At 62.8% G+C, this 24,759-nt stretch carries 20 protein-coding genes; 4 read left to right on the plus strand and 16 right to left on the minus strand.

Annotated elements, in window-relative coordinates:
• Positions 1-608: 608 nt before the first annotated feature.
• On the plus strand, positions 609-1,415 hold the full coding sequence (locus PFEN_RS00080) for a cytochrome c (protein WP_191485021.1): 807 nt from the start codon (positions 609-611) through the stop codon (positions 1,413-1,415).
• Positions 1,416-1,531: 116 nt separating this feature from the next.
• Here the strand turns inward: PFEN_RS00080 and PFEN_RS00085 are convergent, their stop codons facing one another.
• The 14 genes from PFEN_RS00085 to PFEN_RS00150 form a co-directional block, all read right to left on the minus strand.
• Complete coding sequence (locus PFEN_RS00085; RefSeq protein WP_191485022.1) at positions 1,532-2,335, minus strand: transglutaminase family protein; 804 nt, start codon at positions 2,333-2,335, stop codon at positions 1,532-1,534.
• Positions 2,332-3,282 (minus strand): alpha-E domain-containing protein, encoded by a 951-nt coding sequence (locus tag PFEN_RS00090; protein ID WP_177094799.1) that lies wholly within the window; start codon positions 3,280-3,282, stop codon positions 2,332-2,334. Before PFEN_RS00090 ends, PFEN_RS00085 begins: the two co-directional genes overlap by 4 nt.
• Positions 3,283-3,293: 11 nt before the next feature.
• Positions 3,294-4,703: a circularly permuted type 2 ATP-grasp protein gene (locus PFEN_RS00095; RefSeq protein WP_191485023.1), complete on the minus strand. Its 1,410-nt coding sequence runs from the start codon at positions 4,701-4,703 to the stop codon at positions 3,294-3,296.
• Between the two features lie 280 nt (positions 4,704-4,983).
• Positions 4,984-5,322, minus strand: a complete 339-nt coding sequence (locus tag PFEN_RS00100; protein WP_191485024.1) for a ribonuclease E inhibitor RraB — start codon at positions 5,320-5,322, stop codon at positions 4,984-4,986.
• A 201-nt stretch (positions 5,323-5,523) separates the two neighbouring features.
• The gene (locus tag PFEN_RS00105; RefSeq protein WP_191485025.1) at positions 5,524-5,760 is read right to left on the minus strand and encodes a hypothetical protein; all 237 of its coding nucleotides are present in this window, start codon (positions 5,758-5,760) and stop codon (positions 5,524-5,526) included.
• 243 nt (positions 5,761-6,003) lie between these two features.
• The gene (locus tag PFEN_RS00110) at positions 6,004-6,609 is read right to left on the minus strand and encodes an START domain-containing protein (RefSeq protein ID WP_191485026.1); all 606 of its coding nucleotides are present in this window, start codon (positions 6,607-6,609) and stop codon (positions 6,004-6,006) included.
• A gap of 43 nt (positions 6,610-6,652) precedes the next feature.
• Positions 6,653-6,907 (minus strand): YkgJ family cysteine cluster protein, encoded by a 255-nt coding sequence (locus PFEN_RS00115; RefSeq protein ID WP_191485027.1) that lies wholly within the window; start codon positions 6,905-6,907, stop codon positions 6,653-6,655.
• A 149-nt stretch (positions 6,908-7,056) separates the two neighbouring features.
• Positions 7,057-7,578 (minus strand): hypothetical protein, encoded by a 522-nt coding sequence (locus PFEN_RS00120; RefSeq protein ID WP_191485028.1) that lies wholly within the window; start codon positions 7,576-7,578, stop codon positions 7,057-7,059.
• A 104-nt stretch (positions 7,579-7,682) separates the two neighbouring features.
• On the minus strand, positions 7,683-9,125 hold the full coding sequence (locus tag PFEN_RS00125; protein ID WP_191485029.1) for a PLP-dependent aminotransferase family protein: 1,443 nt from the start codon (positions 9,123-9,125) through the stop codon (positions 7,683-7,685).
• A gap of 313 nt (positions 9,126-9,438) precedes the next feature.
• A complete protein-coding gene (locus tag PFEN_RS00130) occupies positions 9,439-10,254 on the minus strand; it encodes an OmpA family protein (RefSeq protein ID WP_191485030.1) in 816 nt (271 codons plus the stop codon).
• Complete coding sequence (locus PFEN_RS00135) at positions 10,251-10,607, minus strand: DUF4398 domain-containing protein (RefSeq protein ID WP_191485031.1); 357 nt, start codon at positions 10,605-10,607, stop codon at positions 10,251-10,253. The genes PFEN_RS00130 and PFEN_RS00135 overlap by 4 nt, the downstream gene beginning before the upstream one ends.
• A 10-nt stretch (positions 10,608-10,617) precedes the next feature.
• Complete coding sequence (locus PFEN_RS00140; protein ID WP_191485032.1) at positions 10,618-11,439, minus strand: substrate-binding periplasmic protein; 822 nt, start codon at positions 11,437-11,439, stop codon at positions 10,618-10,620.
• A 98-nt stretch (positions 11,440-11,537) separates the two neighbouring features.
• Positions 11,538-12,467, minus strand: coding sequence for an electron transfer flavoprotein subunit alpha/FixB family protein (locus PFEN_RS00145; RefSeq protein WP_191485033.1), 930 nt, complete (start codon positions 12,465-12,467; stop codon positions 11,538-11,540).
• Between the two features lie 2 nt (positions 12,468-12,469).
• A complete protein-coding gene (locus PFEN_RS00150; RefSeq protein ID WP_191485034.1) occupies positions 12,470-13,219 on the minus strand; it encodes an electron transfer flavoprotein subunit beta/FixA family protein in 750 nt (249 codons plus the stop codon).
• A gap of 561 nt (positions 13,220-13,780) precedes the next feature.
• Between PFEN_RS00150 and PFEN_RS00155 the strand changes: the two genes are divergently transcribed.
• Positions 13,781-15,445 (plus strand): electron transfer flavoprotein-ubiquinone oxidoreductase, encoded by a 1,665-nt coding sequence (locus PFEN_RS00155; protein WP_191485035.1) that lies wholly within the window; start codon positions 13,781-13,783, stop codon positions 15,443-15,445.
• Between the two features lie 72 nt (positions 15,446-15,517).
• On the opposite strand, the gene nirD is transcribed toward PFEN_RS00155, so the two are convergent.
• Both nirD and nirB read right to left on the minus strand, forming a co-directional pair.
• Positions 15,518-15,889, minus strand: coding sequence for a nitrite reductase small subunit NirD (gene nirD / locus PFEN_RS00160; protein WP_191485036.1), 372 nt, complete (start codon positions 15,887-15,889; stop codon positions 15,518-15,520).
• Positions 15,889-18,450: a nitrite reductase large subunit NirB gene (gene nirB, locus PFEN_RS00165; RefSeq protein ID WP_191485037.1), complete on the minus strand. Its 2,562-nt coding sequence runs from the start codon at positions 18,448-18,450 to the stop codon at positions 15,889-15,891. The genes nirD and nirB overlap by 1 nt, the downstream gene beginning before the upstream one ends.
• 772 nt (positions 18,451-19,222) lie before the next feature.
• Between nirB and PFEN_RS00170 the strand changes: the two genes are divergently transcribed.
• Both PFEN_RS00170 and PFEN_RS00175 read left to right on the plus strand, forming a co-directional pair.
• The gene (locus PFEN_RS00170; protein WP_191485892.1) at positions 19,223-23,356 is read left to right on the plus strand and encodes a bifunctional nitrate reductase/sulfite reductase flavoprotein subunit alpha; all 4,134 of its coding nucleotides are present in this window, start codon (positions 19,223-19,225) and stop codon (positions 23,354-23,356) included.
• A 201-nt stretch (positions 23,357-23,557) separates the two neighbouring features.
• On the plus strand, positions 23,558-24,751 hold the full coding sequence (locus PFEN_RS00175) for a CmpA/NrtA family ABC transporter substrate-binding protein (protein ID WP_191485038.1): 1,194 nt from the start codon (positions 23,558-23,560) through the stop codon (positions 24,749-24,751).
• The last annotated feature ends 8 nt before the right edge of the window (positions 24,752-24,759 follow it).

The raw sequence follows: 24,759 nt of genomic DNA on the forward strand, positions 1-24,759 counted from the left end.
CGGAACGCACTGTCGCAAGCTCCGGTTCAGCTTCGTGCAAAGTGGCTGCATCGGTGACTGGCCGGACTGGAGGGTCACACTCGGACGAACGGTAGTCAGCTAAGGGATCGTCGTTTTTCTCCCCTGCACGTGTCTAGCAAAAGGCCCTCTAGGTGGCTGGCTATATGCCTCATGCCTTTTTAAAAAGATTTTCCAATCAACTGATACGAAATGGTTCTAAGCCAAGTGTGACGCGGACTCTAAGGTTAAGCCTGTAGCGATGGCCGTCGGGTTTTGCCGAGGCATCGACTACAGCATTGTTGTCAGTAGTCGTCGCCAGGAATAACAACAAAAGGCAGTCAGCCATGTTCAAACATTCGAAAATCCGTCAAGCCGGTCTCATCGTTATCGCCACCACCCTGCTGTTGATCCTGCCGAACCTCACCAAAGTGATCGGCTAGGCACCGTAGAGTGTTTCCCGGCAACCCCAGCCACCTGCATGGGTTCACTACCGAAGTGCGGTTTTGTGTGCCAATCTTGAGCCATGTCGCGATGGAGGGAGACGCATGCGCCCTCGAAAGCGAAGACAATACGGCCGACGAGGCTGCCCCGACCGGTACCCCGACCGAATGAAAGCGCTGATACTGCTCACCACACTGTTGTCCTGCTCGCCCCTTTATGCCGCACAGCTGGAACTGCCCCAGGGCTCCACCAGCCGGATCTGGCAAACCGAGGAGCTGCTGGGCCAGGCCCAGACCATCACGGTCAAGGATGATGTCTCGTACAAACGCGACATGACCTATCGCGCCGTGCCGATGGCCGTCCTGCTGCAAGGTCTCAAGGCCGATGATCACCTGCAAGCGATAGCGTTGGATGGCTTCGCCGCCGAGATGAGTGCCGCGCCCCTGTTGAATCGTCAAGGGGCGCAGGCCTGGCTGGCGGTGGAAGATCCGCGCCAGCCATGGCCAGCACTGGCCGACGGCAAGCCCAGTGCCGGGCCGTTCTACCTGGTCTGGAGCAACCCCCAGGCCGGCCATGTCAGCCCCGAGCAATGGCCCTTTCAGATAGCGGCTATCAAGCGCCTGGCGCCGGTGGCCGAACGCTTCCCGGCCCTGCGACCGGACCCGAAGCTGGCGTCCAATGACCCGGTGAACAAGGGCTTCGCGCTGTTCCAGAAAAACTGCCTGGCCTGTCATCGGCTCAACGGCGCCGGCGATGCGCAGGTCGGGCCGGACCTGAACCTGCCCTACAACCCCACCGAATACTTCGCCGCGGGCTACCTCAAGCGCTATATCCGCGATCCGCAGAGCCTGCGGCACTGGCCGCAGGCAAAGATGCCGGCATTCGCCCCGGCGGTGCTGCCGGACGCCGAACTGGATCAACTGCTGGCCTATTTGAAGCATATGGCCAAGCGCAAGATAGCGACACCCTTGTAGGGCGCGGATGACGGGTGATGGTCGACTGGATGCTGCTCCATGTCAACGTTGACGTCCATCGCGAGCAACCGAGCGTCGGCCGGCTGCTCCTATAGAAAGGACCGTGCGTTCTTCCGTTATTGCTGCTGCACCGAGAGTACCGGAGCCGGCGCTACCAGCACCTTGGCGTGCATCTGCTCGCCGCCACCGCCCCGGCGCATGCCCCGCACCGGGCAGGCGTCGAGGTAATCCAGGCCCACCGCCAACTTCAGATGGCGCTCCGGCCGGGACAACTGGTTGGTCACATCGAAGCTGTACCAGGCATCGTCCAGCCAGGCTTCGGCCCAGGCATGACTGGCCAGGTGTTCGCTGTTCTCGCTGTACAGATAGCCCGACACATAACGCGCCGGAATCCCCAGGCTGCGCGCGCACGCCAGGAACGCGTGGGTGTGGTCCTGGCATACTCCGGCCCGCCGGGCAAAGGCCTGGGCGGCGCTGGTATCGACTTCGGTGGCGCCCGGCGTGTAGGTCATGTGCTGGTTCAACGCCTGCATCAGGTCAATCAGCGCGCTGCGATCACGGCGCTTGTGACATTGCTTGTCGGCGAAGCCGCGCAGGGCATCGTCCGGCTCCGTCAGGCGGGTCATGCGCAAGAACGGCAAAGCCGACTGGCTCTCGTGCTCGGCCTCGCGCTGCTCGTCGATATCCACCTGGCCACGGGCGCCGATGATAATGGCTTCATGGGGCTCGTCCAGGGTCAGCACATGCAGGATGTTGCCGAACGGATCGAGCTGCGCCCGCACCGGACGCGGCAGGTCCAGTTGCCAGCTGAGCACGTGCTGGCGCTCGCTGTCGTGGGGGGTCAGGCGCAGGTACTGGATGCTCGCCCGCACCTGATCCTCGTAGTGATAGGTGGTTTCGTGGCTAATGGAAAGTCTCATGCGGCCTCCAGGTAGGAGCTGTGTATGGCGTTGCCCAGTTCGGCAACCAGGGGAATGAACTCGGTCAGCCAGGTGTGCAGGCCTTCGTCGAGGATCTCATCGATACCGGTGTAGCGCAGTCGCGCGTCCATCTCCGCGGCCAGGCGCTGGGCCGGCCGGCCGTTGATGCCCGGCAGGCTGGCGAGAATCTGATCGATTTCTTCGGTACAGGCGCGCAACGAGCGCGGCACGTCGGCACGCAACAGCAGCAGTTCGGCAACCTGCCGCGCCCCCGGGGCATCACGGTAGATCTCGGTGTAGGCCTCGAACGAGGACAACGCCCGCAGCAATGCGCTCCACTGGTAATAGGCGTGGGCCGTGCCATCGCTGACCGCGTCGGCCTGGTCGCCGGCCATGTCGTAGCGGGCATCCAGCAGGCGCAGGGTATTGTCGGCCCTCTCGATAAAGGTCCCCAGGCGAATGAAACGAAAGGCATCGTTACGCATGATGGTGCCGTAGGACGCCCCGCGAAACAGGTGGGAACGCTCCTTGATCCACTCGCAGAAACGGCTCATGCCATACCGCCCGAGGCCCTGGTCGGCAATGCCGCGAATCTCCAGCCAGGTGGCGTTGATGTTTTCCCACATGTCCGCGGTAATCCGCCCACGCACCGCATGGGCACTGGCCCGTGCGGCCCGCAGGCAACTGAAGATGCTCGCCGGGTTGGCCGCGTCCAGGGCGAAGAAATGCAGCAACCGGTCGGCATGCAGCTCGCCATGGCGTTCCAGGTAGTCGTCGAGGGTGCCGGTGATCAACAGCGGCATGGCCATTTCATGCAGACCGTCGCCACGACCGTCCTGCGGCATCAACGACAACGAATAACTCACGTCGAGCATCCGCGCGAGGTTTTCCACGCGCTCCAGATAGCGCGACATCCAATACAAATCCGAGGCAGTTCTACTTAGCATGTCAGGCTTCCTTAATCCTCGACCACCCAGGTGTCCTTGGTGCCGCCGCCCTGGGACGAGTTCACCACCAGGGAGCCTTCGCGCAGTGCGACACGGGTCAGCCCGCCCGGCACGACACGGGTCTCACGACCGGAGAGGACAAATGGACGCAGATCGATGTGGCGTGGGGCAATGCCGCTCTCGACAAAGGTCGGGCAGGTCGACAGGGACAACGTCGGCTGGGCGATATAGGCATGGGGCTTGGCCTTGAGCCGGGCGCGGAAATTCTCGATTTCCGCGGCGCTCGCCGCCGGCCCCACCAGCATGCCGTAGCCGCCCGAGCCCTGGGTTTCCTTGACCACCAACTCCGGCAGATGCGCCAGCACGTGGGAGAGTTCCTCGGGCTTGCGACACTGCCAGGTCGGCACGTTCTGCAGAATCGGCTCTTCATCCAGGTAGAAACGGATCATGTCGGTGACAAACGGGTACACCGACTTGTCGTCCGCCACGCCCGTGCCGATGGCATTGGCCAGCACCACATTGCCGGACCGGTAGGACGACAGCAGCCCGGGCACGCCAAGCATCGACTCGGGGTTGAAGGCCAGCGGATCGAGGAACGCATCGTCGAGGCGGCGGTAGATCACATCCACCTGTTTCGGGCCGTCAGTGGTACGCATGAAGACTTTGTCGTCACGCACGAACAGGTCGGCGCCCTCCACCAGTTCCACGCCCATTTCCCGGGCCAGGAACGCGTGCTCGAAGAACGCGCTGTTGAAGCGCCCGGGCGTCAGTACCACCACGCTCGGGTTGTCCAAGGGGCTTGAGCTTTTCAGCGTGTCGAGTAACAGGTTGGGGTAATGGTCGATTGGTGCGATGCGCTGGGCGGCGAACAGCTCGGGGAACAGGCGCATCATCATCTTGCGGTCTTCGAGCATGTAGCTCACGCCGCTGGGGGTGCGCAGGTTGTCTTCCAGGACGTAGTAGGTGCCGTCGCCATCCCGGACCAGATCGACCCCGGAAATATGCGAGTAGATGTCACGGTGCAGGTTCAAGCCCTGCATCGCCAGTTGGTACTGCTCGTTGGCCAGCACCTGTTCGGCGGGAATGATCCCGGCCTTGATGATGCGTTGCTCGTGATAGAGGTCGGCGAGAAACATGTTCAGCGCCTTGACCCGCTGGATGCAACCGCGTTCCACGACGCGCCATTCACTGGCGGGAATGCTGCGGGGAATGGTGTCGAACGGGATCAGGCGTTCGGTGCCCTGCTCGTCTCCATAAAGGGTGAAGGTAATCCCGGCGCGATGAAACAGCAGATCGGCCTCGCGTCGCCGTTGTGCCAACAACTCCTCAGGGGTATCGGCCAGCCAACGAGCAAACTCCCGGTAATGCGGGCGGACCTGGCCGCCGGCATCGTACATCTCGTCAAAATAGGTGCGGATCATGCCGTGCTCCTTGTCACCCGGTCACAAGAGCCTTCGCAAGGCCCGTGCCATCGGCATAAACGCTTTAATATCAAACAGTTGGATAATCATCCAACCTGCGCCGCACCATAGCTGTGCAGTAAACGCCCCAATGCGAGAAGCCGCGCCTCATTGCGAATCAGGCTTTGCCTGTCACCAGCATAGCCAGAGTTTGCGCACCTGCCCGGGTGGCCTTTTTTTGTGCGCGCGAACAAAAACGGCCAACCCTTGGGTCAGCCGTTGCCGGTGGAAGGAAGTATTTTCAATTGAGCGCTCGAACCGGATGCTTGACGCCCCAACCCTCGATAGTACCGCCCAGGGGCTCGACCACCGCCCCGAAGTTCTGCTCGAAGTCACCGATACCGCCATAGGTGGCGTACATCACCTTGCTCAGTTCCAGGTACCAGGCACCGTCGTCCCGGACACTGACCTGGGCATTCAAGGATTCACCGCGAAACTTGCCTGCCGCCCTGCGCGCCCGCTCCTCGTCCGGGAAAACGGCATAGAACTCGATGGGATGGATGCGTGCGAAATCGAAACCGCCTTCTTTCATGCGGCGCAGCACGTGGCTGCTGATGTCTTCTTGATAGGCTGTGCTCATGAAACGTCCTCCTCAGCAAGCGTTGGATAGACTTTCCGTACTCCCGAAACCAGACACCGAACAGCGCTGGCGTTACAGCAACCGGGAAACAAGCATGTAGCTGACAAGATCAGACCGCTAGCGAATCATTCGCTGATCTCCCTTGCAGAGTAGCGCGATGCCATCGCCTCTGCCAGGGGGAATGCAGATGAAAAAACGCGGTCAGGGTAAAGGCGTGATGCTGATGATCTGGATGCTGTTCTGATCTTTCAAGCTCTTGACCGTCGGCTCCGAAGTTCGGCCCTCCAGGTCATTGAGGTCCAGCGTGGCGGGAATCGGCAACAGCTTGGCGCGAATCAATCGCGCGGCTTGCTCCAGATCCGGTTGGCTTGTGCAGTCGAAGTGCTCCGTGCCCTGCACACCATGATCGTCGACGAAGGTAACTACCCACTTGCTCATCGATGCGTCCTCGGTAAAGCCCAGGAATGGGCTTACTACATCTGGACTGTAAGGCACGAAAGATCGTTCAACCCACTTTGAGCGGATAAAACCCCGAACAACGTCACCTAACCTGTAGGAGCCAGCTTGCTGGCGATGGCGAGTTCTCAGGCGACAGCGATGTCGAGCAGTAGATCGCTATCGCTGGCGAGCCAGCTCCTAACGGGTCCATGAGTGTACCGACAGGCCGCGCCAGTCAGTTCCTCACTTTTCGGCACGCTCCTTCAGGGCCTTGAGGGTATTGAACGGCGCATCGACCACGAACTTGTTGGCCAGCCACGAAGGCACGCTGCCGCCCGGCTCGGTATGCACCTGATAAGTCACTTCGGTCATGCCACCGTCCTTGGGTACCAGCTTCCAGAAACCCTCCACCTGGGCGACACGGACATAGCCCTTCTCTTCCGGCAGGTAGCTCGGTACTTCCTTGAGCGCACGGGTCAGGCTGCCGTCAGCGCCCTTGGTGGTGGTGATCTGCAGGATCGAGTCGCGATCGGTGACCGGGAACGGCGCCTTGAACTGGGTGTAGGTCCAGCTCAGGTCACCGTCTTTCTTCAGCAGCTTCTGCGACTTGCACTCGTGAATCCAGGCACAGGCCCCGACCGCGTCTTCCTGCAGCGCCTGGATCTTCGCCACCGGCGCCTTGATCAGGGTCACGCCACGGTAGGCCTTGTACTTGGAGTTGGCCACTTCACTCAGGGAGACCTTGATACCGTCCTGGTCCTTGGCCGTTTCCCAGCTCTCCGCGCAAGCGGTACCGGTCAACAGGACAGTCAAACCACAAACCACAGCCATTCGATGCAGCGAACTCATTGTTGTATTCCTTATTGTTGAAGTTCCGGTCATTGAACACACCTTATGCCGCTGTCATTTGCTCCCACCAGCCGATCAGGCGGATCGCCTCTTCACGGCTGCCGCCACAAACCTCGGGATCGGCCTGGAAAGCCCCGCATACAGGAGGCCGTTCAGGTTTGCCAAACAGACCGCAGAGATTTTCCGGCGAGAGATGCAGGCAACGTTCTCCCGCCGGCTTACCGTTGGGCATGCCTGGAATCGGCGTACTGATGGAAGGGGCAATGCAACAAGCGCCACAGCCCTCACGGCACTTCATGACGACACGCTCCTGATAAGGGAAAAGGTGTGTGGAGGACAGAGTAACCGCTAAAACGGCTGTTTAAAATTGGTCGCACAATTGTTTTTCATGGATAAGGCCGATGACCGAGCAGTCACCGACGAAGCGTCGTAAGAGTAGCCTCGGTTTCACTGTTTGAATTGAAAATCCAGGGCCGCCCCATCGACTTCCTTGCGATTCTCGTTGCGCAGCTGCAGATCCATTTCATTCTTGAGCAAACGCCCGTTGAGCTGGAAAGACGTCTGCTCGGGGTTCTTTTCGATGAACAGCGGTGGCAACAGCGGCCGACTTTTCGACAAGGGCACCGTGCCCAATGGCTCAAGGCGCTTGACCATGTCCTGGGGCAGGCTCAGATCCAGCTTGGCCGGTGGCAGCGTGGTTTTCAGCGCGTCACTGGCCGGGACGGATTTGGCGGCGATGGGCGCACGCCTCTTGAGCTTGCCCCGCGCAACCTTCTGGCTCGTGGTCCGCTTGGCCGGCAGCGTTTTTTTCTTCACCAGCTTGACGCTGCTGGCCGGAGTCCCGAGCGCCCCTTTCGCCGTCGCCGCGGGCACATGGGTGTCCTCGGCCTGCACCGCCACGGCAGCCCCCGTACCGACACCGACCAACAGGACCATCAACAGCAAACGAATGGAAAGAATCGCTTTCATAGGCTCTACGGCAGGGACGACAGAGGGCCCATATGCTCGCCTGTTGAGCGCCGCATGACAAGCAGGCCGATCATCAAGGATCGCTCCTGCCTGTCCACGGGACTTCACAAGAGTCCGGCCGCCGTCTCCTGGCACAGCTGGCTGGCCAACATGCCGAGTGTCATCAAGGCCCGCTCGGCCTCGCGATTCCAGGGGATCCCGCAGTTGAGCCGGATACAGTGATTGAACTGCTCGGTGTTACTGAAGATCAGCCCGGGAGCGATACTGATGCCCTGCTGCAGCGCCCGCACGTGCAACTCCTGGGTGTTGACCCGTCCGGGCAGGCTGACCCACAGGATGAAGCCACCAGTGGGCCGGGTCATCTGCGTGCCTTCCGGGAAGTACTGCTGTACCGCCAACTGGAAGGCGCTGAGGTTCTTGCGATACTCCTGGCGGATATAGCGCAGGTGGCGGTCGTAGCCGCCGTTTTCCAGGTAGGCCGCCACCCCCATCTGCGTCACGCTGCACGCCGAGTGGGTGCTGAAGGTCTGCAAGCGCTGGATTTCCTGCTGGAATTTGCCGGCAATCATCCAGCCGATCCGCACTCCGGGCGACAGGGTCTTGGAAACACTCGAGCAGTAGATCACCCGGTCCAGGCGGTCATAGGCCTTGAGCGCCTTGGTCCGGCCGACTTCGAACATCAACTCGCCATAGATATCGTCTTCGACGATCTGGATATCGAAATCCGAAGCCAGGCGCAGCAACTGTTTCTGCCGCTCTTCCGGCATGGTCCCACCCAGCGGATTGCTCAGTCGGGTGGTCAGGACCAGGGCCTTGATCGACCATTGGTTGGCCGCCAGTTGCAGGGCCTCCAGGCTCATGCCGATGGCCGGGTCGCTGGGAATCTCGATGACTTTCAGGCCCAGCAGGTCGGCCAGTTGCAGCAGGCCGTAGTAGGTCGGCGACTCGGCGGCGATCAGGTCGCCGGGGCGGGTCAGGACCCGTAGCGACATCTGCAGGGCATCCACGCAACCGTGAGTGATCACCACTTCCGAGGGATCGACCACCACCCCGGCATCGCGCATGCGAATCGCCACCTGGCGGCGCAACGGCTCGAAGCCGGGGCTGAACATGTAGCTGAAGGCCCGTGGGCTATGAAAGCGCGTGACCTTGGCCAACTGCTGGTGCAGCGCGCGTACCGGCAGGTAGTCCACCGACGGCACCGCCGTGCCGAAGGGAAACACCCCCTCACGGCGGGACTCGACCAGTACCTGCTGGATAATACTGCTGCGGGTGACCAGCCCTGGCCGTTCGACCCGGGCGATGTCCGGCGTGGGCGCGGTCAGGGCCGGGGTCTGGTGAACGTAGTAGCCCGATTGCGGCCGCGCGCGGATCAGCCCCTGGTCTTCCAGGTTGGCATAGGCCTGCAGCACCGTGGCGTGGCTGACATTGAGCTGCGAGCTCATCTTGCGCACCGACGGCACGCGCTCGCCCGGCTGATAGACGCCCCGCCGGATATCCTCGGCGAGCTGCTGAGCAATACGTTGGTAGAGCAATAGGTTGGTCATGAAGCAGCACTCGGTTTCAACGGCATTTTTATTCTTGGAGGCAACAATACCGGAACAGTTTCAAAGTGTACTGGCACAGTTTCTACAATAGTCGACAATACAGTGACAAGAGAAGCAAAACTGTACGGGCGCAGCGATCTTCTGAACAACGCGTACCCTGTAGGAACCCGGCTTGCTGGCGATGGCGTCCGGGCGGGCCTCATCGCAGGCAAGCCAGACTCCTACAAAGATTCGTGGTGTTTTCGAAGGCGTAACGGCCATAAAAAAACCCGGCGTCTTGCGCACGCCGGGTTTTCAAGGAAGCGGCCCGCCGTCAGCGCGCCGCGCCCAGCCGGCCCTTCTCATCGGAAAAGACAATCTCGACCCGACGATTCTGCGCTCGTCCGCGCTCGGTGGCGTTCACATCCACCGGGTACTGGTCGCCATAGCCTTCGACCTGGATGCGCTTGTCGTCGATCCCCAGGTCCACCAACATATCGGCCACCGACTGCGCGCGCTCACGGGACAGTTGCAGGTTACTGTCCGGATCGCCCGTGCTGTCGGTATAGCCCTCAATACGGACGATGCGCCGCGGGTTGAGCTGGAGAAACTGTGCCAGCTTGAGCACCGTGCGATTGGCCGAGTTCTTCAACTCCGCCTCGCCAGTGTCGAACAACACATCGCCGAGGGTCATCACCAGGCCGCGATCTTTCTGGTTACTGGTCAAACTGGCGATCTGCTCTTCCACCCACTTGCCCTGCTGCTGCACGCTGAGCAACTTGCTTTCGCGCAAGGCCAGTTGCAGGCGTTGACGCTCCAGCTCCAGCTTCGCCGCCCGCTCCTGGTTCAGCGCGGTTTCGGTATGCTCACGGGCAATGTCGGCGTAACGCTCGCTCAGGTAGGCATAGTGCTCGACATCAGCGGCGCTGCCCAGATAGCCGGACAGGCGCTCGGCCCGGGCCAGGGACTCACCGGCACGGATCACATCCCTGGGCGCGAAACGCAGCACATTGGCGTCTTCCTTGACCTTCTGAAAGCTCGCCGACGCCGCCTGCAAGGCCGCCTCGCTATCGTTCTGGCCGGCACAGCCATACAGGCCGACACACGCCAGCAACAGCAGGCCGCCGGCCCTTGCGCTCGAATGGATCATTGAGCCGCCTCCAGTTGCTTGTGCAAGCGGGTGATGCGGCTGTTGAGCAGCGCGACCTGTTCCTGGCTTTTCTCGGTCAGTACCCGGGCTTCGGCCAGGCGCGCATCCAGTTCAGCCTGCTCGGCCTTGCGCCGGGCGCCACGGAACGCCTGCTCGGCCATATTGGCCTTGGCCCGGCGGAACTTGTCCTCGGCCTGTTTCAGTTCCGCGACATCGTTGGCGTTGGCCCCGACGGCATGGGCCTGCTCGATGGCGCGCTCGGTCAGGCGCATTTGCTCATTCGGCGCCGGATCGGTTGCACAGCCCGCCAGCGCCAGCACGGCCAGGGCAGCAAATAGAGGTCGAATACTCACAAGAAAATCCCTACGGTTTGGGGGCGCCGACCGGTTGCAATTGCGCCTTCCAACGCTCCAGATTGCGCTGCAGCGCGGCTTCGGTCAGGCCGGACGCGGGCAATTCTGTCATCTTTTTCGCCAACTGTCCGCGCAACCAGGGGTCATTGCAGGCCGAGTTGTGGGAAACGGCGAGAAACAGCCCCGGCTGGTCGACCGGTTGCGGATGGGCCTCGATATCGTTGGCCATGCCCAGGGCCTGGGTCGTGACCATGCCGGCATAACGTCCGGCCAGCACGTATTCGACCTCGCCCAGCAACAGTTTGTGCAAGGCCGGGGTCAGACTTGGCGTGCGCCGCAGGCTCAGGCGCTCCTGGCTGAAGGCACTGAACGACTGGGTCATCCGGGCCTTTTCCGAGACCGCCCCGGCGTGCCCGTGCAGATCCTCGACGCTGTTGTAGACCAGGGGCGAATCCTTGCGGGTCCAGACCAGGAAATCGTTTTGCAGCAGCGCCGGGTGGATGTAGTCCAGCGAGTCCAATTCGTCGAGTGCGAGGGGGGCATCCAGCAACAGGTCCATGCGCCCGCTGCGCACCTCGGCCTGGGCCTCGGAGCGCCTGCCGCCGTAGAGCACCTCGACCTTGAGCCCCAACTCCACCGCCACCTGGCGCAGCAGGTCGGCGCTGGCGCCGATCAGGTGCGCCGGGTCCTGCGGATCGCGCCACAGGTATGGCGGCGCATCCGGGCTGCCGGTGACGATCAGGCGCTCGCATTTGCCCAGCGCCAGGGCCTCCGGGGCCAACACGGGCAAACCCAGCAGTAGCGACAGCGCGGTGGCGCGAAGCCTGTCCATGAGGTGAATCTCCTACAGGGGAACGCAGCATTCGGTCGATGATCTCGAAAAAAAACCCGGCCAGAAGGCCGGGTTCTCTTATAAGCGAAGCCGCTGGATCAGACCAGCTTCTCGAACTCGGGTACCGCCTCGAACAGGTCCGCCACCAGGCCGTAATCAGCCACCTGGAAGATCGGTGCCTCTTCGTCCTTGTTGATCGCGACGATCACCTTGGAGTCCTTCATACCAGCCAGATGCTGGATCGCGCCGGAGATACCGACGGCAATGTACAGCTGTGGAGCGACGATCTTGCCGGTCTGGCCGACCTGCATGTCGTTCGGTACGAAACCGGCGTCGACCGCGGCGCGGGAAGCACCGACGGCAGCGCCCAGCTTGTCGGCCAGGGCGTACAGGTGCTTGAAGTTGTCACCGTTCTGCATGCCGCGACCGCCGGAAACGACGATCTTGGCGGCGGTCAGTTCCGGACGATCGGACTTGGCCAGCTCTTCGCCGACGAAGCTGGAGATGCCAGCATCATGGGCAGCGGCAACGGCTTCAACAGCGGCCGAACCACCAACAGCTGCAACCGGGTCGAAACCAGTGGCACGCACGGTGATCACTTTCACGGCGGCGGTCGATTGCACGGTAGCGATGGCGTTACCGGCGTAGATCGGACGCTTGAAGGTGTCAGCGCTTTCGACCGAGATGATCTCGGAGATCTGGTCAACGTCCAGTGCAGCGGCGACGCGCGGCAGGATGTTTTTGCCATTGGAAGTGGCGGCAGCCAGGATGTGGCTGTAGCCCTTGCCCAGTTCGGCTACCAGCGGAGCGACGTTTTCCGGCAGTTGATGCGCGTAGGCGGCGTTGTCGGCCACCAGCACTTTAGCCACGCCAGCGACTTTCGCAGCGGCTTCAGCCACGGCGCCAGCGCCCTGGCCTGCAACCAGCAGGTGGATGTCGCCGCCGATTTTGGCAGCGGCGGCAACGGTGTTCAGCGTGGCCGGGGCCAGCACTTTGTTATCGTGTTCGGCGATTACCAAGATAGTCATGATTAGATTACCTTCGCTTCGTTTTTCAGTTTCTCGACCAGTTCAGCCACCGATTTGACCTTGATGCCTGCGCTGCGCGCAGCAGGCGCTTCGACTTTCACGGTCTTGTTGGTGGAGGCGGTGGAAACGCCCAAAGCATCCGGAGTCAGCACTTCGAGAGGCTTCTTCTTGGCTTTCATGATGTTTGGCAGGGACGCATAGCGCGGCTCGTTCAAACGCAGGTCGGTGGTGATGATGGCCGGCAGTTTCAGGGAAACGGTCTGCGCGCCGCCGTCGATTTCGCGGGTCACAGCTACGCTGTCGCCGCTGATTTCGACTTTGGAAGCGAACGTGCCCTGGCCGTAACCGCTCAACGCAGCGAGCATCTGGCCAGTCTGGTTGTTGTCGCTGTCGATGGCTTGTTTACCAAGGATCACCAGTTGAGGCTGTTCCTTGTCGACAACGGCTTTGAGCAGTTTGGCAACGGCCAGGGAAGTCAGATCTTCGGCGGATTCGACGAGGATGGCGCGGTCGGCACCCAGAGCCAGCGCGGTGCGCAGTTGCTCCTGGGCGGTGGACGGGCCGACGGAGACGACGACGATCTCAGTCACCACGCCTTTTTCTTTCAGGCGCACCGCTTCTTCCACTGCGATTTCGCAGAACGGGTTCATCGACATCTTGACGTTGGCGAGGTCGACGCCGGAATTGTCCGCCTTGACACGAACCTTGACGTTGTAATCGACAACGCGTTTGACAGCTACAAGAACCTTCATGGATTCCTCGTTACTCTCCGGTGAAAAGGAAATCGCCAGGACTGACCTGGCGGTTGATGCTCATCGGCGCACGACTCCATAAGAAGCACAAGGGCACCTCCAAAAACGCCGGCACTTGAAGCGAAAACACCGCTGCCGACCAGCCTATACCGTCCGTCGGACGCGACTGGGCAGTCATGAACCGTCAAGGCGTGTAAACTCCGCGCCAGAACGGCATGCCGCTGTACTTTTCACTGCCTTCGCCCTGTCTTTAGAGGGGCTCCTGAATCCTGGATTCAGCCTACGGCGAGCGTGAAACCGCCCGTATCTTGACCGGAACGCCCATTCCGGTCAATACGACAAAATGGCCAGTCATAAGCCGCGCTTCTTTGATTTCTCTAGCCTGCAGCGAATTCAAACAAACGTTTGTATTGGACGCTGGTAGTGGTGTAGATATAATGCGCCGCCTAGAGAGAAAGATGTCTTATCCGAGCTCCTCTTCCCGACGCGGAGCAGGAATACTGGAGCGGGCACCAAACCTCCAATCAGAAAAAAATGTGAGCCTTGAGTAGGAGAGAGTCTGTGGAACGCGAATACATGGAATTCGACGTGGTCATCGTCGGTGCCGGCCCCGCAGGCCTGTCCGCCGCTTGCCGGCTGAAACAGAAAGCGGCCGAAGCGGGTCAGGAAATCAGCGTCTGCGTCGTGGAGAAAGGTTCCGAGGTCGGTGCCCACATCCTTTCCGGCGCGGTGTTCGAGCCACGGGCCCTGAACGAACTGTTCCCGGACTGGAAGGAACTCGGCGCGCCGCTGAACACCCCCGTCAAGCGCGACGACATCTATGTCCTGCGCAGCAACGAAACCTCGACCAAGGTTCCCGACTTCTTTGTGCCCAAGACCATGCACAACGAAGGCAACTACATCATCTCCCTGGGTAACCTGTGCCGCTGGCTGGCCCAGCAGGCCGAGAACCTGGGCGTGGAGATCTACCCCGGCTTCGCCGCCCAGGAAGCGCTGTTCGACGACAACGGCGTGGTCCGCGGGATCATCACTGGCGACCTGGGTGTCGACCGGGAAGGCAAGCCGAAGGAAGGCCTGTACACCCCCGGCATGGAACTGCGCGGCAAGTACACGCTGTTCGCCGAAGGCTGCCGTGGGCATATCGGCAAGCAACTGATTTCGCGTTTCAAGCTCGACAGCGACGCCGATGCCCAGCACTACGGCATCGGCCTGAAAGAAATCTGGGAAATCGATCCGGCCAAGCATGAGCCCGGCCTGGTGGTGCACACCGCCGGTTGGCCGCTGGACATCATGAGCGCCGAGAACACTGGTGGCTCGTTCCTCTACCACCTGGAAAACAACCAGGTGGTGGTCGGCCTGATCGTCGACCTGTCCTACGGCAATACCTACCTGTCGCCGTTCGACGAATTCCAGCGCCTCAAGCACCACCCGGTGCTCAAGCAATACCTGGAAGGTGGCAAGCGCATCAGCTACGGTGCCCGCGCCATCTGCAAGGGCGGCCTGAACTCGCTGCCGAAGATGGTTTTCAAGGGCGGCGCGCTGATCGGCTGCGACCTGGGCACCCTGAACTTCGCCAAGATCAAGGGCAGCCATACCGCGATGAAGTCCGGCATGCTGGCGGCCGAAGCCGTGGCCGCGAAGCTGCTGGCCGGTGCCGAGGGCGGTGACGAACTGAACACCTACGTCGAGTCGTTCAAGGCCAGCTGGCTGTATGAAGAACTGTTCGCCAGCCGCAACTTCGGCCCGGCGATGCACAAGTTCGGGCCGATCGTTGGTGCCGGTTTCAACTGGCTCGACCAGAACCTCTTTGGCGGCAAACTGCCGTTCACCCTGCACGACACCCAGCCGGACTACGCCTGCCTGAAGTTGGCGGCCAACAGCCAGAAGATCGACTACCCGAAACCGGACGGCAAGCTCAGCTTCGACAAGCTCAGCTCGGTATTCATCTCCGGCACCAACCATGAAGAAGAGCAGCCCTGCCACCTGAAGCTGGCCGACCCGAGCATCCCGCTCACCAAGAACCTGCCGCTCTATGATGAACCGGCGCAGCGTTACTGCCCGGCGGGCGTGTATGAGGTGATCACCCAGGAAGACGGCGAGAAGCGTTTCCAGATCAACGCCCAGAACTGCGTGCACTGCAAGACCTGCGACATCAAGGACCCGTCGCAGAACATCACCTGGGTCACCCCGGAAGGCGCCGGCGGCCCGACTTACCCGAACATGTAAGTCTCCCCCGAAACAAAAGGCCCCCGGAGGGGCCTTTTCGTTGCCCGGGATAAACCGCCCGGGTACCGAGCCTCAGTCCAGCCCCACCTCCACCTGATCGCCGTTCAGGCGCACCGGCCAGACCCGCAAGCGCTGTTCTGGATACTCGATGCAGGTGCCATCCTCCAGGCGAAAGTGCTGCTTATATAAAGGCGAGGCGATCACCAACTCGCCCTTCAGCGTCCCGACGATGCCACGACCAATGACATTGGCCCCCGATTTCGGATCGCGGTTATCGATGGCAAAGACCTGCTCGCCACCCTCGCCGAGCGGCAGATGGAACAGCGCCACCTGGGCACCGTCGAGCCAGGCCACCACGCCGGAGTCGGCCACCAGGTCAGCGCGGCTGCACAGGGTTTTCCATTCGACGGCGTTCTGGGTGCGTACCGCTGTGGTCAGGTTCATCAGTTCATCTCCTCGGTGACAGGGATCAGGTGCAGTTCGTGGGCACGGACCGGACGACGCTGGCCACGCTCATGGACAAAGTGGATGGAAGGATCGCCACCGGCCTCATTGACGAAGGTGCGGAAGCGCTTGAGCTTCTCAGGGTCCTGCAGGGCGTTGGCCCATTCGCACTGGTAGCGATCGATCAGCAAGTGCATCTGCGCCTCCAGTTCATCGGCCAGGCCCAGACTGTCCTCGATGATCACCGCCTTGAGATAGTCCAGGCCGCCTTCCAGGCTTTCACGCCACACCGAGGTGCGCTGCAAACGGTCGGCGGTACGGATGTAGAACATCAGGAAGCGGTCGATGTAGCGGATCAGGGTGGCGTCATCCAGATCGGTGGCGAACAGTTCGGCATGCCGCGGACGCATGCCACCGTTACCGGCAACGTAAAGGTTCCAACCCTTGTCGGTGGCGATCACGCCGATGTCCTTGCTCTGCGCTTCGGCACATTCGCGAGTGCAGCCGGAGACCGCGAGCTTGAACTTGTGCGGCGCGCGCACGCCCTTGTAGCGGTTCTCCAGGACCAGGGCCATGCCGACGCTGTCCTGCACGCCATAACGGCACCAGGTGCTGCCGACGCAGGACTTCACCGTGCGCAGCGATTTGCCATAGCCGTGTCCGGTTTCAAAGCCGGCGTCCACCAGCTCACCCCAGATCTGCGGCAACTGGTGCAATTGGGCACCGAACAGATCGATACGCTGACCACCGGTGATCTTGGTGTAGAGATCGTATTTCTTCGCCACCGCGCCCAGGGCAATCAGCTTGTCCGGGGTGATCTCGCCGCCGGCGATACGCGGAATGATCGAATAGGTACCGTTTTTCTGCATGTTGGCCATGAAGGTGTCATTGGTATCCTGCAGCGGCACCAGGGCAGGATCCATGATCGGCTGGTTCCAGCACGAGGCAAGGATCGAAGCCACCGCCGGCTTGCAGATATCGCAACCGAGATGCCCCTTGCCATGGCCGGACAGCAACGCGTCGAAGGACTCGATGCGCTCGACCCGGACAATCGCGTAAAGCTCCTGGCGGGTATAGGCGAAATGCTCGCACAGGCTCTTGTCCACGCTGACGCCGCGGGCGCTCAACTCATGCTCGAACACCTGCTTGAGCAGCGCGCTGCAGCCGCCGCAGCCGGTGGCCGCGCGGGTGCAGGACTTGAGCTCGGCGAGGTCGCTGCAACCGCTGTCGATGGCCGAGCAGATCGCGCCTTTGCTGACGTTATGGCAGGAACACACGGTAGCGCTCGCCGGCAAGGCGTCCACGCCCAGGGCCGGCGCGCCCTCGCCCAGCGGCAGGATCAGCCCGGCCGGATCGGCGGGCAGGTCGATGCCGTTGCTGACATATTGCAGCAGGGTGTCATAATAGCTGTTGTCACCGACCAGCACCGCGCCCAGGGCGCGCTTGCCGTCGGCGGACACCACCAGGCGCCGGTAGCTGGCGCTGGATTCGTCGATGAAGCGGTAGCTGCGGGCTCCCGGCGTGGCGCCGTGGGCATCGCCAATGGAGCCGACATCGACGCCGAGCAGTTTCAGCTTGGTCGACATGTCCGCGCCCATGAACGGCTCGCTGTCTTCGCCACAGAGTTGCGTGGCGACCGCGCGGGCCATCTGGTAGCCCGGGGCGACCAGGCCGAAGATCCCACCATTCCACGCCGCGCATTCGCCGATGGCGTAGATGGCCGGGTCACTGCTGCCACACTGGCTGTCGATGGCCACCCCGCCACGCGGACCGAGCTCCAGGCCGCACTGCCGGGCCAGGGCATCCTGCGGACGGATGCCGGCGGAAAATACAATCAGGTCGGTCTCGAGGAATTCGTCCGCGGCAAAGTTCATCCGATAGCGGTATTCGCTGCCGGCGCTGATCGACTGGGTGCCGCGCGACAGATGCACGCTGACCCCCAGCGCCTCGATCCGGTCCTTGAGCGCCTGGCCGCCTTGCTCATCCAGCTGCACCGGCATCAGTCGCGGCGCGAATTCCACCACATGGGCTTCCAGGCCCAGGGACTTCAGGGCATTGGCCGCTTCCAGGCCCAACAGGCCGCCGCCGACCACCACGCCACGCCGGGCATTTTTGGCCGCGTCACGGATACGGTCGAGATCGCCCAAGGTGCGATACACCAGCCGCGAGTCGCCCTCGGCGCCTTCGATCGGCGGGACAAAGGGAAAGGAACCGGTCGCCAGCACCAGCTTGTCATAAGCCACAGCCCCTTCGCTGGTGATCACCTCGCGGCGTGCCCGGTCGATTTCCAGCACCGCACGGCCCAGGTGCAAGGTCACACCCGGGGTCTGGTACAGGGAGATGTCGCCCAGGGCCAGCGCCTGCGCATCGCGGCCACTGAAGTATTCGGACAGGTGCACGCGGTCGTAGGCACGCTGCGGCTCTTCGCTGAAGACATGAATCTGAAAATGCGCCAGGGCACCGCGCTCGACCAATTGCTCGACGCAGTGATGACCCACCATGCCGTTGCCGATCACCACCAACGTTTGCAGGGTATTCGAGGTCGCTGAATAGCTGTTCATAGGAAGCATCCGTCAAGGCCAATCCGGTTTTTCGAAAGCAAAAAAAAGCGCCCGGAACCAAAAAGGTTCCAGGCGCCTTTGCCTGTTCGTGCTGCCGGCCCGTGGGCCCGACGCAGTCATGTTCACCCGGGCCAGTTGTGGCCAAACGATCGCCGTTGATCGACGGGGCGTCCCACTCGCGGCTTCGCGGTGAGGTACAAGCGGCTATGCATCGCTTGTGCCACATTGAGGTCGGCGGCTTGTCAAGGGCTTGCCCCAATACCCATCGGTCAGGAACGGCCCTCAGGCCTGGCCAGGATTTGTGGCGAGCGGGCTGGCCCGCTCGCCACAAATCCGCTCTCGGCTTCAAATCTACTTGACTTGACGGCATCAGGGGCAAGGCCGCGGACAGCCCACATAAAAGCGCCAAAACAGTGCAATAACGCGTGGACCGCCCCATCGCGACGCCGATTTTCAGTTCCCGGGGCAGCGCCAGCGTCCTTGCTTCAGCCCATGCCAAGGCGCCCGGTCCTGGCGCGCCGACCTTGTCTGTCCCACCCCGCCGACCGCCATCAAAGGCCGGCTCGCGACAGTTGGCGCGCACCTTGCTAATGCCTGCACAGGCCATCAACGTCGATGGCACTGCTCATTCAATATTCAGGCAACAGTCACGACAAAGGCGCCGTGCCGCTCCCGTTGAAAAACGTGGGGCAGCCGGCGCCTTTGTCGTTTCTGCCGGACCCGGTTCAAACCCGTGGTGCATCATCGAGGACGCACAATGACCGATACCCAGGTGGCCAGCAAAACCGTGCGCAGCGTCTGTCCTTATTGCGGCGTGGGGTGCGGCATCGTCATGCAGGTCGAGGACAACCTCATCGTCAAGGTCTCGGGCGACAAACAACACCCGAGCAATTTCGGCCGCCTGTGCACCAAGGGCAGCACCTGCGGCCAGGCCGTGGCCGATTCCGGGCGCATGGAGCATGCCTTCATGCGCTCGCAACGCAGCCGCGATCCGGCCCGAGTGGCCGTCGACCAGGCCATCAGCGCCACCGCCAGCCGTCTGCGCGGCATTATCGACAGCCATGGCGCGGACGCCGTGGCGCTGTATGTGTCCGGGCAAATGTCGCTGGAAGCACAGTATCTGGCCAACAAGCTGACCAAGGGCTTTATTCGCAGCCGCCATATCGAATCCAACTCGCGCCTGTGCATGGCCAGCGCCGGCAGCGGCTACAAACTGTCACTGGGAGCAGACGGCCCACCGGGCTCCTACGAGGACTTCGAGCACAGCGAGCTGTTCCTGGTAATCGGCGCGAACATGGCCGACTGTCATCCGATCCTGTTTCTGCGCCTGCTGGATCGAGTCAAGGCCGGGGCCAAGCTGATCGTCGTCGATCCGCGGCGCACCGGTACCGCCGACAAGGCCGACCTGTTCCTGCAGATCAAACCGGGCACCGACCTCGCGCTGCTCAACGGCCTGCTGCACCTGCTGGTGAAAAACGGCCACAGCGACGCTGATTTCATTGCCAGCTTCACCGAAGGTTGGGAGGTGATGCCCGACTTCCTCGAAGACTACACCCCGGCCCGGGTGGCCGAGCTGACCGGCCTGGCCGAGGCCGACCTGCACCAGGCCGCGCAGTGGATCGGCCAGGCCGCCAACTGGATGAGCTGCTGGACCATGGGCCTCAACCAGAGCGTGCAGGGCACCTGGCACACCAACGCGCTGTGCAACCTGCACCTGGCCACCGGCACCCTGTGTCGTCCTGGCAGCGGACCGTTTTCCCTGACCGGGCAACCCAACGCCATGGGCGGGCGCGAGATGGGCTACATGGGCCCCGGCCTGCCGGGCCAGCGCTCGGCGCTGGTGGCCAGCGACCGGGCCTTCATCGAGCAGCTTTGGCAACTGGCTCCCGGCAGCCTGCGGGCCGAAGCCGGCGACGGCACGGTGGCGATGTTCGAGGCTCTGCGCGCCGGCAGCATCAAGGCCTGCTGGATTATCTGCACCAATCCGGTGGCCAGCGTCCCCAACCGGCAGAACGTCATCGAGGCACTGCAAGCCGCCGAACTGGTGATCAGCCAGGACGCCTACCTGGACACCGAAACCAACCGCTATGCCGATATCCTCCTGCCCGGGGCCCTGTGGGCCGAGGCACAGGGCGTGATGATCAACTCCGAACGCAACCTGACCCTGATGCAGCAGGCCGTCGAGCCACCGGGCGAGACCCTCCCCGACTGGCAGATCATCGCCCGCGTGGCCTGCGAAATGGGCTATGCCGAGGCTTTTACCTACGACAGCGCCGAGGCGGTATTCGAGGAGATCAAGCAGGCCTGGAACCCCAAGACCGGCTACGACCTGCGCGGCGCCAGCTATGCCCGCCTGCGCGAGCAACCACTGCAATGGCCGTGCGCCGAGGCGCAAGGCGCCACGCGCAATCCGATCCGCTACCTCAACAACGGTATCAGCCAGACGTTGAAGTACGATCAGGACGGCCAGCAACCGGCACTCGTCTTCCCCACCGACAGCGGCAAGGCGCAGTTCTTTGCCCGGCCACACCTGATGCCGGCGGAAATGCCCGATGAAGAATTCCCGCTGGTGCTCAACACCGGGCGGCTGCAACACCAATGGCACACCCTGACGAAGACCGGCAAGGTAGCGAGCCTGAACAAACTCAACCCCGGGCCTTTCGTGGAAATCCACCCCGACGATGCCACGCGCCTGGGCATCAAGGAACGCGATCCGGTGCAGATCCGTTCGCGGCGCGGCCGGGCGGTGCTGCCGGCGCTGATCAGCGACCGGGTCCGGCCGGGCAACTGTTTTGCGCCCTTTCACTGGAACGATGTATTCGGCGACGACCTGGCTATCAACGCCGTCACCAGCGATGCCATCGACCCGCTGTCGTTGCAGCCGGCATTCAAGTTCTGCGCGGTGAACCTCCTGGCCCTGGCGCCGGAGCCCGCCAGCCTGCTACCCGAGCGCGCGCTGGCCGGCGCCTCGACTGTCGCCCCGGAGGGCTTTTGCGCCATGCGGATCGATGCCTTCGCCCGCCTGCTCAACCTCGATATCCCGGCCGAACTGAGCCTGGCCGCCGACGAGCGCCTGTACATGCAGGGCTACCTGCTGGGCTTGCGTAGCGCCGAGACCAAGACAGCCGGCGTGCCCACCCTCCCCGCCAGCGCGCCCTTCGGCGCCGACAAGCGCCTGCTGCTGGACGGCCTGCTCGCCGGGCTGTTTTCGCGCACGCCGGGCACGGCGCCGCAAGCCCAGGTCGCCGCCACGGCTCCGGCGACAAGCGCCGAATGGCTGGTGCTCTGGGCTTCGCAAACCGGCAACAGCGAAGAACTGGCCCAAGCCTGCGCCCAGCGTCTTGACGCCGCCGGCCAACGCACCCGCCTGCGCGCCATGGACGAAGCCGGCCTGGACGACCTGCGGGCCGCCAGCAGCGTGCTGCTGGTCACCAGCACCTTCGGCGACGGCGACCCACCGGACAATGCCGCCAGTTTCTGGCAAGCGCTGCAAGGCGCCCAGGACCAGGCCCTGGCGCAAAGCCGCTACAGCGTGCTGGCCCTGGGCGACTCCAATTACGATCAGTTCTGCGGTTTCGGCCGCAAGCTGGATGAGCGCCTGAGTGAGCTCGGCGCCGAACGCCTGCTGCCACGCCTGGAGTGCGAGCAGGACACACAGCACTCCGTCGAATCCTGGCTGACGACCCTCTGCGCCGCGCTCAGCGGTTCGGCGGCGCCCGCCGACGCGCTCCCGGCAGCCGCCGAGGTGGTCGCCACAACGCCAGCCGTCCCGGCGGACGTCGGCGCCCCTTACAGCCGTCATCATCCATTGCACGCCCGCCTGCTGCACAATCAGTTGCTCAATGCCCCTGGCGCGCAGAAGGAAACCCGACATCTGGTGTTCGATCTTGACGGCCAGGACTTCCCCTACCAGGCCGGCGATGCCCTCGGCGTCTGGCCGAGCAACTGCCCGGAGTCGGTCGACAAACTGCTGGACATCCTGCAACTGGACGGTGGCAGCGCGGTCACGCTCAAGGACAAGCCGAGCATGGCGCTGCGCGAGGCACTGCTCGAACACCTGGACATCACCCGTATCACCCCGGAGATCCTGCGCCGGGTCTGCGGGCTGTGTGCCAGCCCCTGGCTGGATGAAATGCAGGAGGAAGCCAACCAGGCCCGGCTCAAGGACTGGCTGTGGGGCCGGCAACTGCTGGATCTGCTGTACGAGTTCCCCATCAGCCTCGGCGCCCACCAACTGGTCGGCCTGCTCAAACCCTTGCAGCCGCGCCTGTACTCGATTTCCTCCAGCGCGAAAGTCACCCCGACCCAGGTGCACCTGACGGTTTCCACGGTGCGCTACCGGCATGGCGAGCAGATCCGTGGTGGGGTCTGCTCGACCTTTCTCGCCGACCGGGCCGCCAGCACCGGCGCACGCCTGTTTATCCAACGCAGCACGCACTTCCGCGTTCCGCAGGACCCGCACACGGCGCTGATCATGATCGGCCCCGGCACCGGCATCGCGCCGTTTCGCGCCTTCCTCCAGGAACGCCAGGCCCAGGGCGCCAGCGGCAAGAACTGGTTGTTCTTCGGCGAGCAGCGCGCCGCCAGCGATTTCTACTACCGCGAGGAACTGGAGGCCTGGCTCCGCAGCGGTCACCTGAGTCGCCTGGACACCGCCTTCTCCCGCGACCAGACTGAAAAGATCTACGTGCAGCAGCGCATGCTCGAAGCCGGCGCGCAGCTCTGGAAGTGGTTGGAGCAAGGTGCCTGCGTGTACGTCTGCGGCGATGCCAGCCGCATGGCCAAGGATGTCGATGCCGCACTGAAGAAGATCGTCCAGGTCCACGGCCGGATGAGCGGCGGCGCGGCGGCGCTGTATGTCAGTGCCATGAGCAAGGATCGACGCTATCTGCGCGATGTCTATTGACCAGGATGTTCAAGCCAGCGCCCTCCCGCAGGCGCTGGCTTGCCAGCGATGAGGCCGCCAGTCCCGCATCGACTGTACGGCCGCCATCGCCAGCAAGCTGGCCCCTGCAAGGGAGCGTGTTCGACCCGACCGACGGCTATCGGCACAACTCTTGCTCCGTCTTGTGACAGGCGTCAGCCCCACAGCTTCAGGAATCACCGCATGAGCAACGACTTCGCAAGATCTCCACTGGCCTGGGTAGCAGGCAGCGATGCCCCGGAAAAGCACATCCTCAACCTCGGCTATATGCCCCTGAGCGACAGCGCCTCCCTGCTGGTCGCGGCCACCCAAGGCTTCGCCCAGCCCTATGGCCTGACGCTGAATCTACGGCGGCAAACCTCCTGGGCGGGCTTGAGCGACAAGCTGGTCAGCGGCGAACTGGATGCCGCCCATGGCCTGTACGGCATGATCTACGCCATCCAGTTGGGCATCAGCGGCACACCGGCCACCGACATGGCGGTGCTGATGGGCCTGAACCAGAACGGCCAGAGCATCAACCTTTCGCAACCGCTCAAGGACGCCGGCGTCACCAGCGTCCAGGCCCTGCAGCACCGCGTCCGGCAAGGCCAGGCCAAACTGACCTTCGCCCAGACCTATCCCACCGGCACCCATGCCATGTGGTTGTATTATTGGCTGGCCAGTCAGGGCATCCACCCACTGGAGGACGTCAATAGCGTGGTGGTGCCACCGCCGCAGATGCTCGAACACCTGCGGGCCGGGCGCATCGACGGTTTCTGTGTCGGCGAACCCTGGGGCGCTCATGCCGTCGAGCAGGGCCAGGGTTTTACCCTGGCCACCAGCCAGGCGATCTGGCCGGACCACCCGGAAAAGGTCCTGGCCTGCACCCGGGCGTTCGTCGAAGCATACCCCAACACCGCGCAAGCCCTGGTCATGGCGATCCTGGAGGCCAGCCGCTTTATCGAAGAAAGCCAGGAAAACCGCCGCAGTACCGCGCAATTGCTCAGCGGGCGCGACTATCTCGACGCCCCGCTGGCAAGCATCGAGCCGCGCCTGCTGGGCAGCTACAACGACGGTCTCGGCCGACACTGGCAAGACCCCCATGCCCTGAGCTTCCATGCCCGCGGCAAGGCCAACTATCCGTACCTCTCCGACGGCATGTGGTTCATGACCCAGTTCCGCCGCTGGGGCCTGCTGCGTGAAGCACCGGACTACCTGGACGTGGCGCGCCAGGTGCAGCAACTCGATCTCTATACTCGCGCCGCGACCGCCCTGGACATTGCCGTGCCCAACACGCCGATGCGCAGCAGCCAACTGCTCGATGGTCACCTCTGGGACGGTTCCGCCCCCGAGGCCTATGCCCGCGGTTTTGCCCTGCATGCCCTCAATGATCACTGACGGGAGCT

It is taken from the genome of Pseudomonas sp. FEN, from assembly GCF_904067045.1.
Taxonomy (GTDB): domain Bacteria; phylum Pseudomonadota; class Gammaproteobacteria; order Pseudomonadales; family Pseudomonadaceae; genus Aquipseudomonas.

Coding starts and splice junctions, on each gene's coding strand:
- PFEN_RS00080 (WP_191485021.1), top strand. CDS start 609: ATGAAAGCGCTGATACTGCTCACCACACTGTTGTCCTGCTCGCCCCTT.
- PFEN_RS00085 (WP_191485022.1), bottom strand. CDS start 2,335: ATGAGACTTTCCATTAGCCACGAAACCACCTATCACTACGAGGATCAG.
- PFEN_RS00090 (WP_177094799.1), bottom strand. CDS start 3,282: ATGCTAAGTAGAACTGCCTCGGATTTGTATTGGATGTCGCGCTATCTG.
- PFEN_RS00095 (WP_191485023.1), bottom strand. CDS start 4,703: ATGATCCGCACCTATTTTGACGAGATGTACGATGCCGGCGGCCAGGTC.
- PFEN_RS00100 (WP_191485024.1), bottom strand. CDS start 5,322: ATGAGCACAGCCTATCAAGAAGACATCAGCAGCCACGTGCTGCGCCGC.
- PFEN_RS00105 (WP_191485025.1), bottom strand. CDS start 5,760: ATGAGCAAGTGGGTAGTTACCTTCGTCGACGATCATGGTGTGCAGGGC.
- PFEN_RS00110 (WP_191485026.1), bottom strand. CDS start 6,609: ATGAGTTCGCTGCATCGAATGGCTGTGGTTTGTGGTTTGACTGTCCTG.
- PFEN_RS00115 (WP_191485027.1), bottom strand. CDS start 6,907: ATGAAGTGCCGTGAGGGCTGTGGCGCTTGTTGCATTGCCCCTTCCATC.
- PFEN_RS00120 (WP_191485028.1), bottom strand. CDS start 7,578: ATGAAAGCGATTCTTTCCATTCGTTTGCTGTTGATGGTCCTGTTGGTC.
- PFEN_RS00125 (WP_191485029.1), bottom strand. CDS start 9,125: ATGACCAACCTATTGCTCTACCAACGTATTGCTCAGCAGCTCGCCGAG.
- PFEN_RS00130 (WP_191485030.1), bottom strand. CDS start 10,254: ATGATCCATTCGAGCGCAAGGGCCGGCGGCCTGCTGTTGCTGGCGTGT.
- PFEN_RS00140 (WP_191485032.1), bottom strand. CDS start 11,439: ATGGACAGGCTTCGCGCCACCGCGCTGTCGCTACTGCTGGGTTTGCCC.
- PFEN_RS00145 (WP_191485033.1), bottom strand. CDS start 12,467: ATGACTATCTTGGTAATCGCCGAACACGATAACAAAGTGCTGGCCCCG.
- PFEN_RS00150 (WP_191485034.1), bottom strand. CDS start 13,219: ATGAAGGTTCTTGTAGCTGTCAAACGCGTTGTCGATTACAACGTCAAG.
- nirD (WP_191485036.1), bottom strand. CDS start 15,889: ATGAACCTGACCACAGCGGTACGCACCCAGAACGCCGTCGAATGGAAA.
- nirB (WP_191485037.1), bottom strand. CDS start 18,450: ATGAACAGCTATTCAGCGACCTCGAATACCCTGCAAACGTTGGTGGTG.
- PFEN_RS00175 (WP_191485038.1), top strand. CDS start 23,558: ATGAGCAACGACTTCGCAAGATCTCCACTGGCCTGGGTAGCAGGCAGC.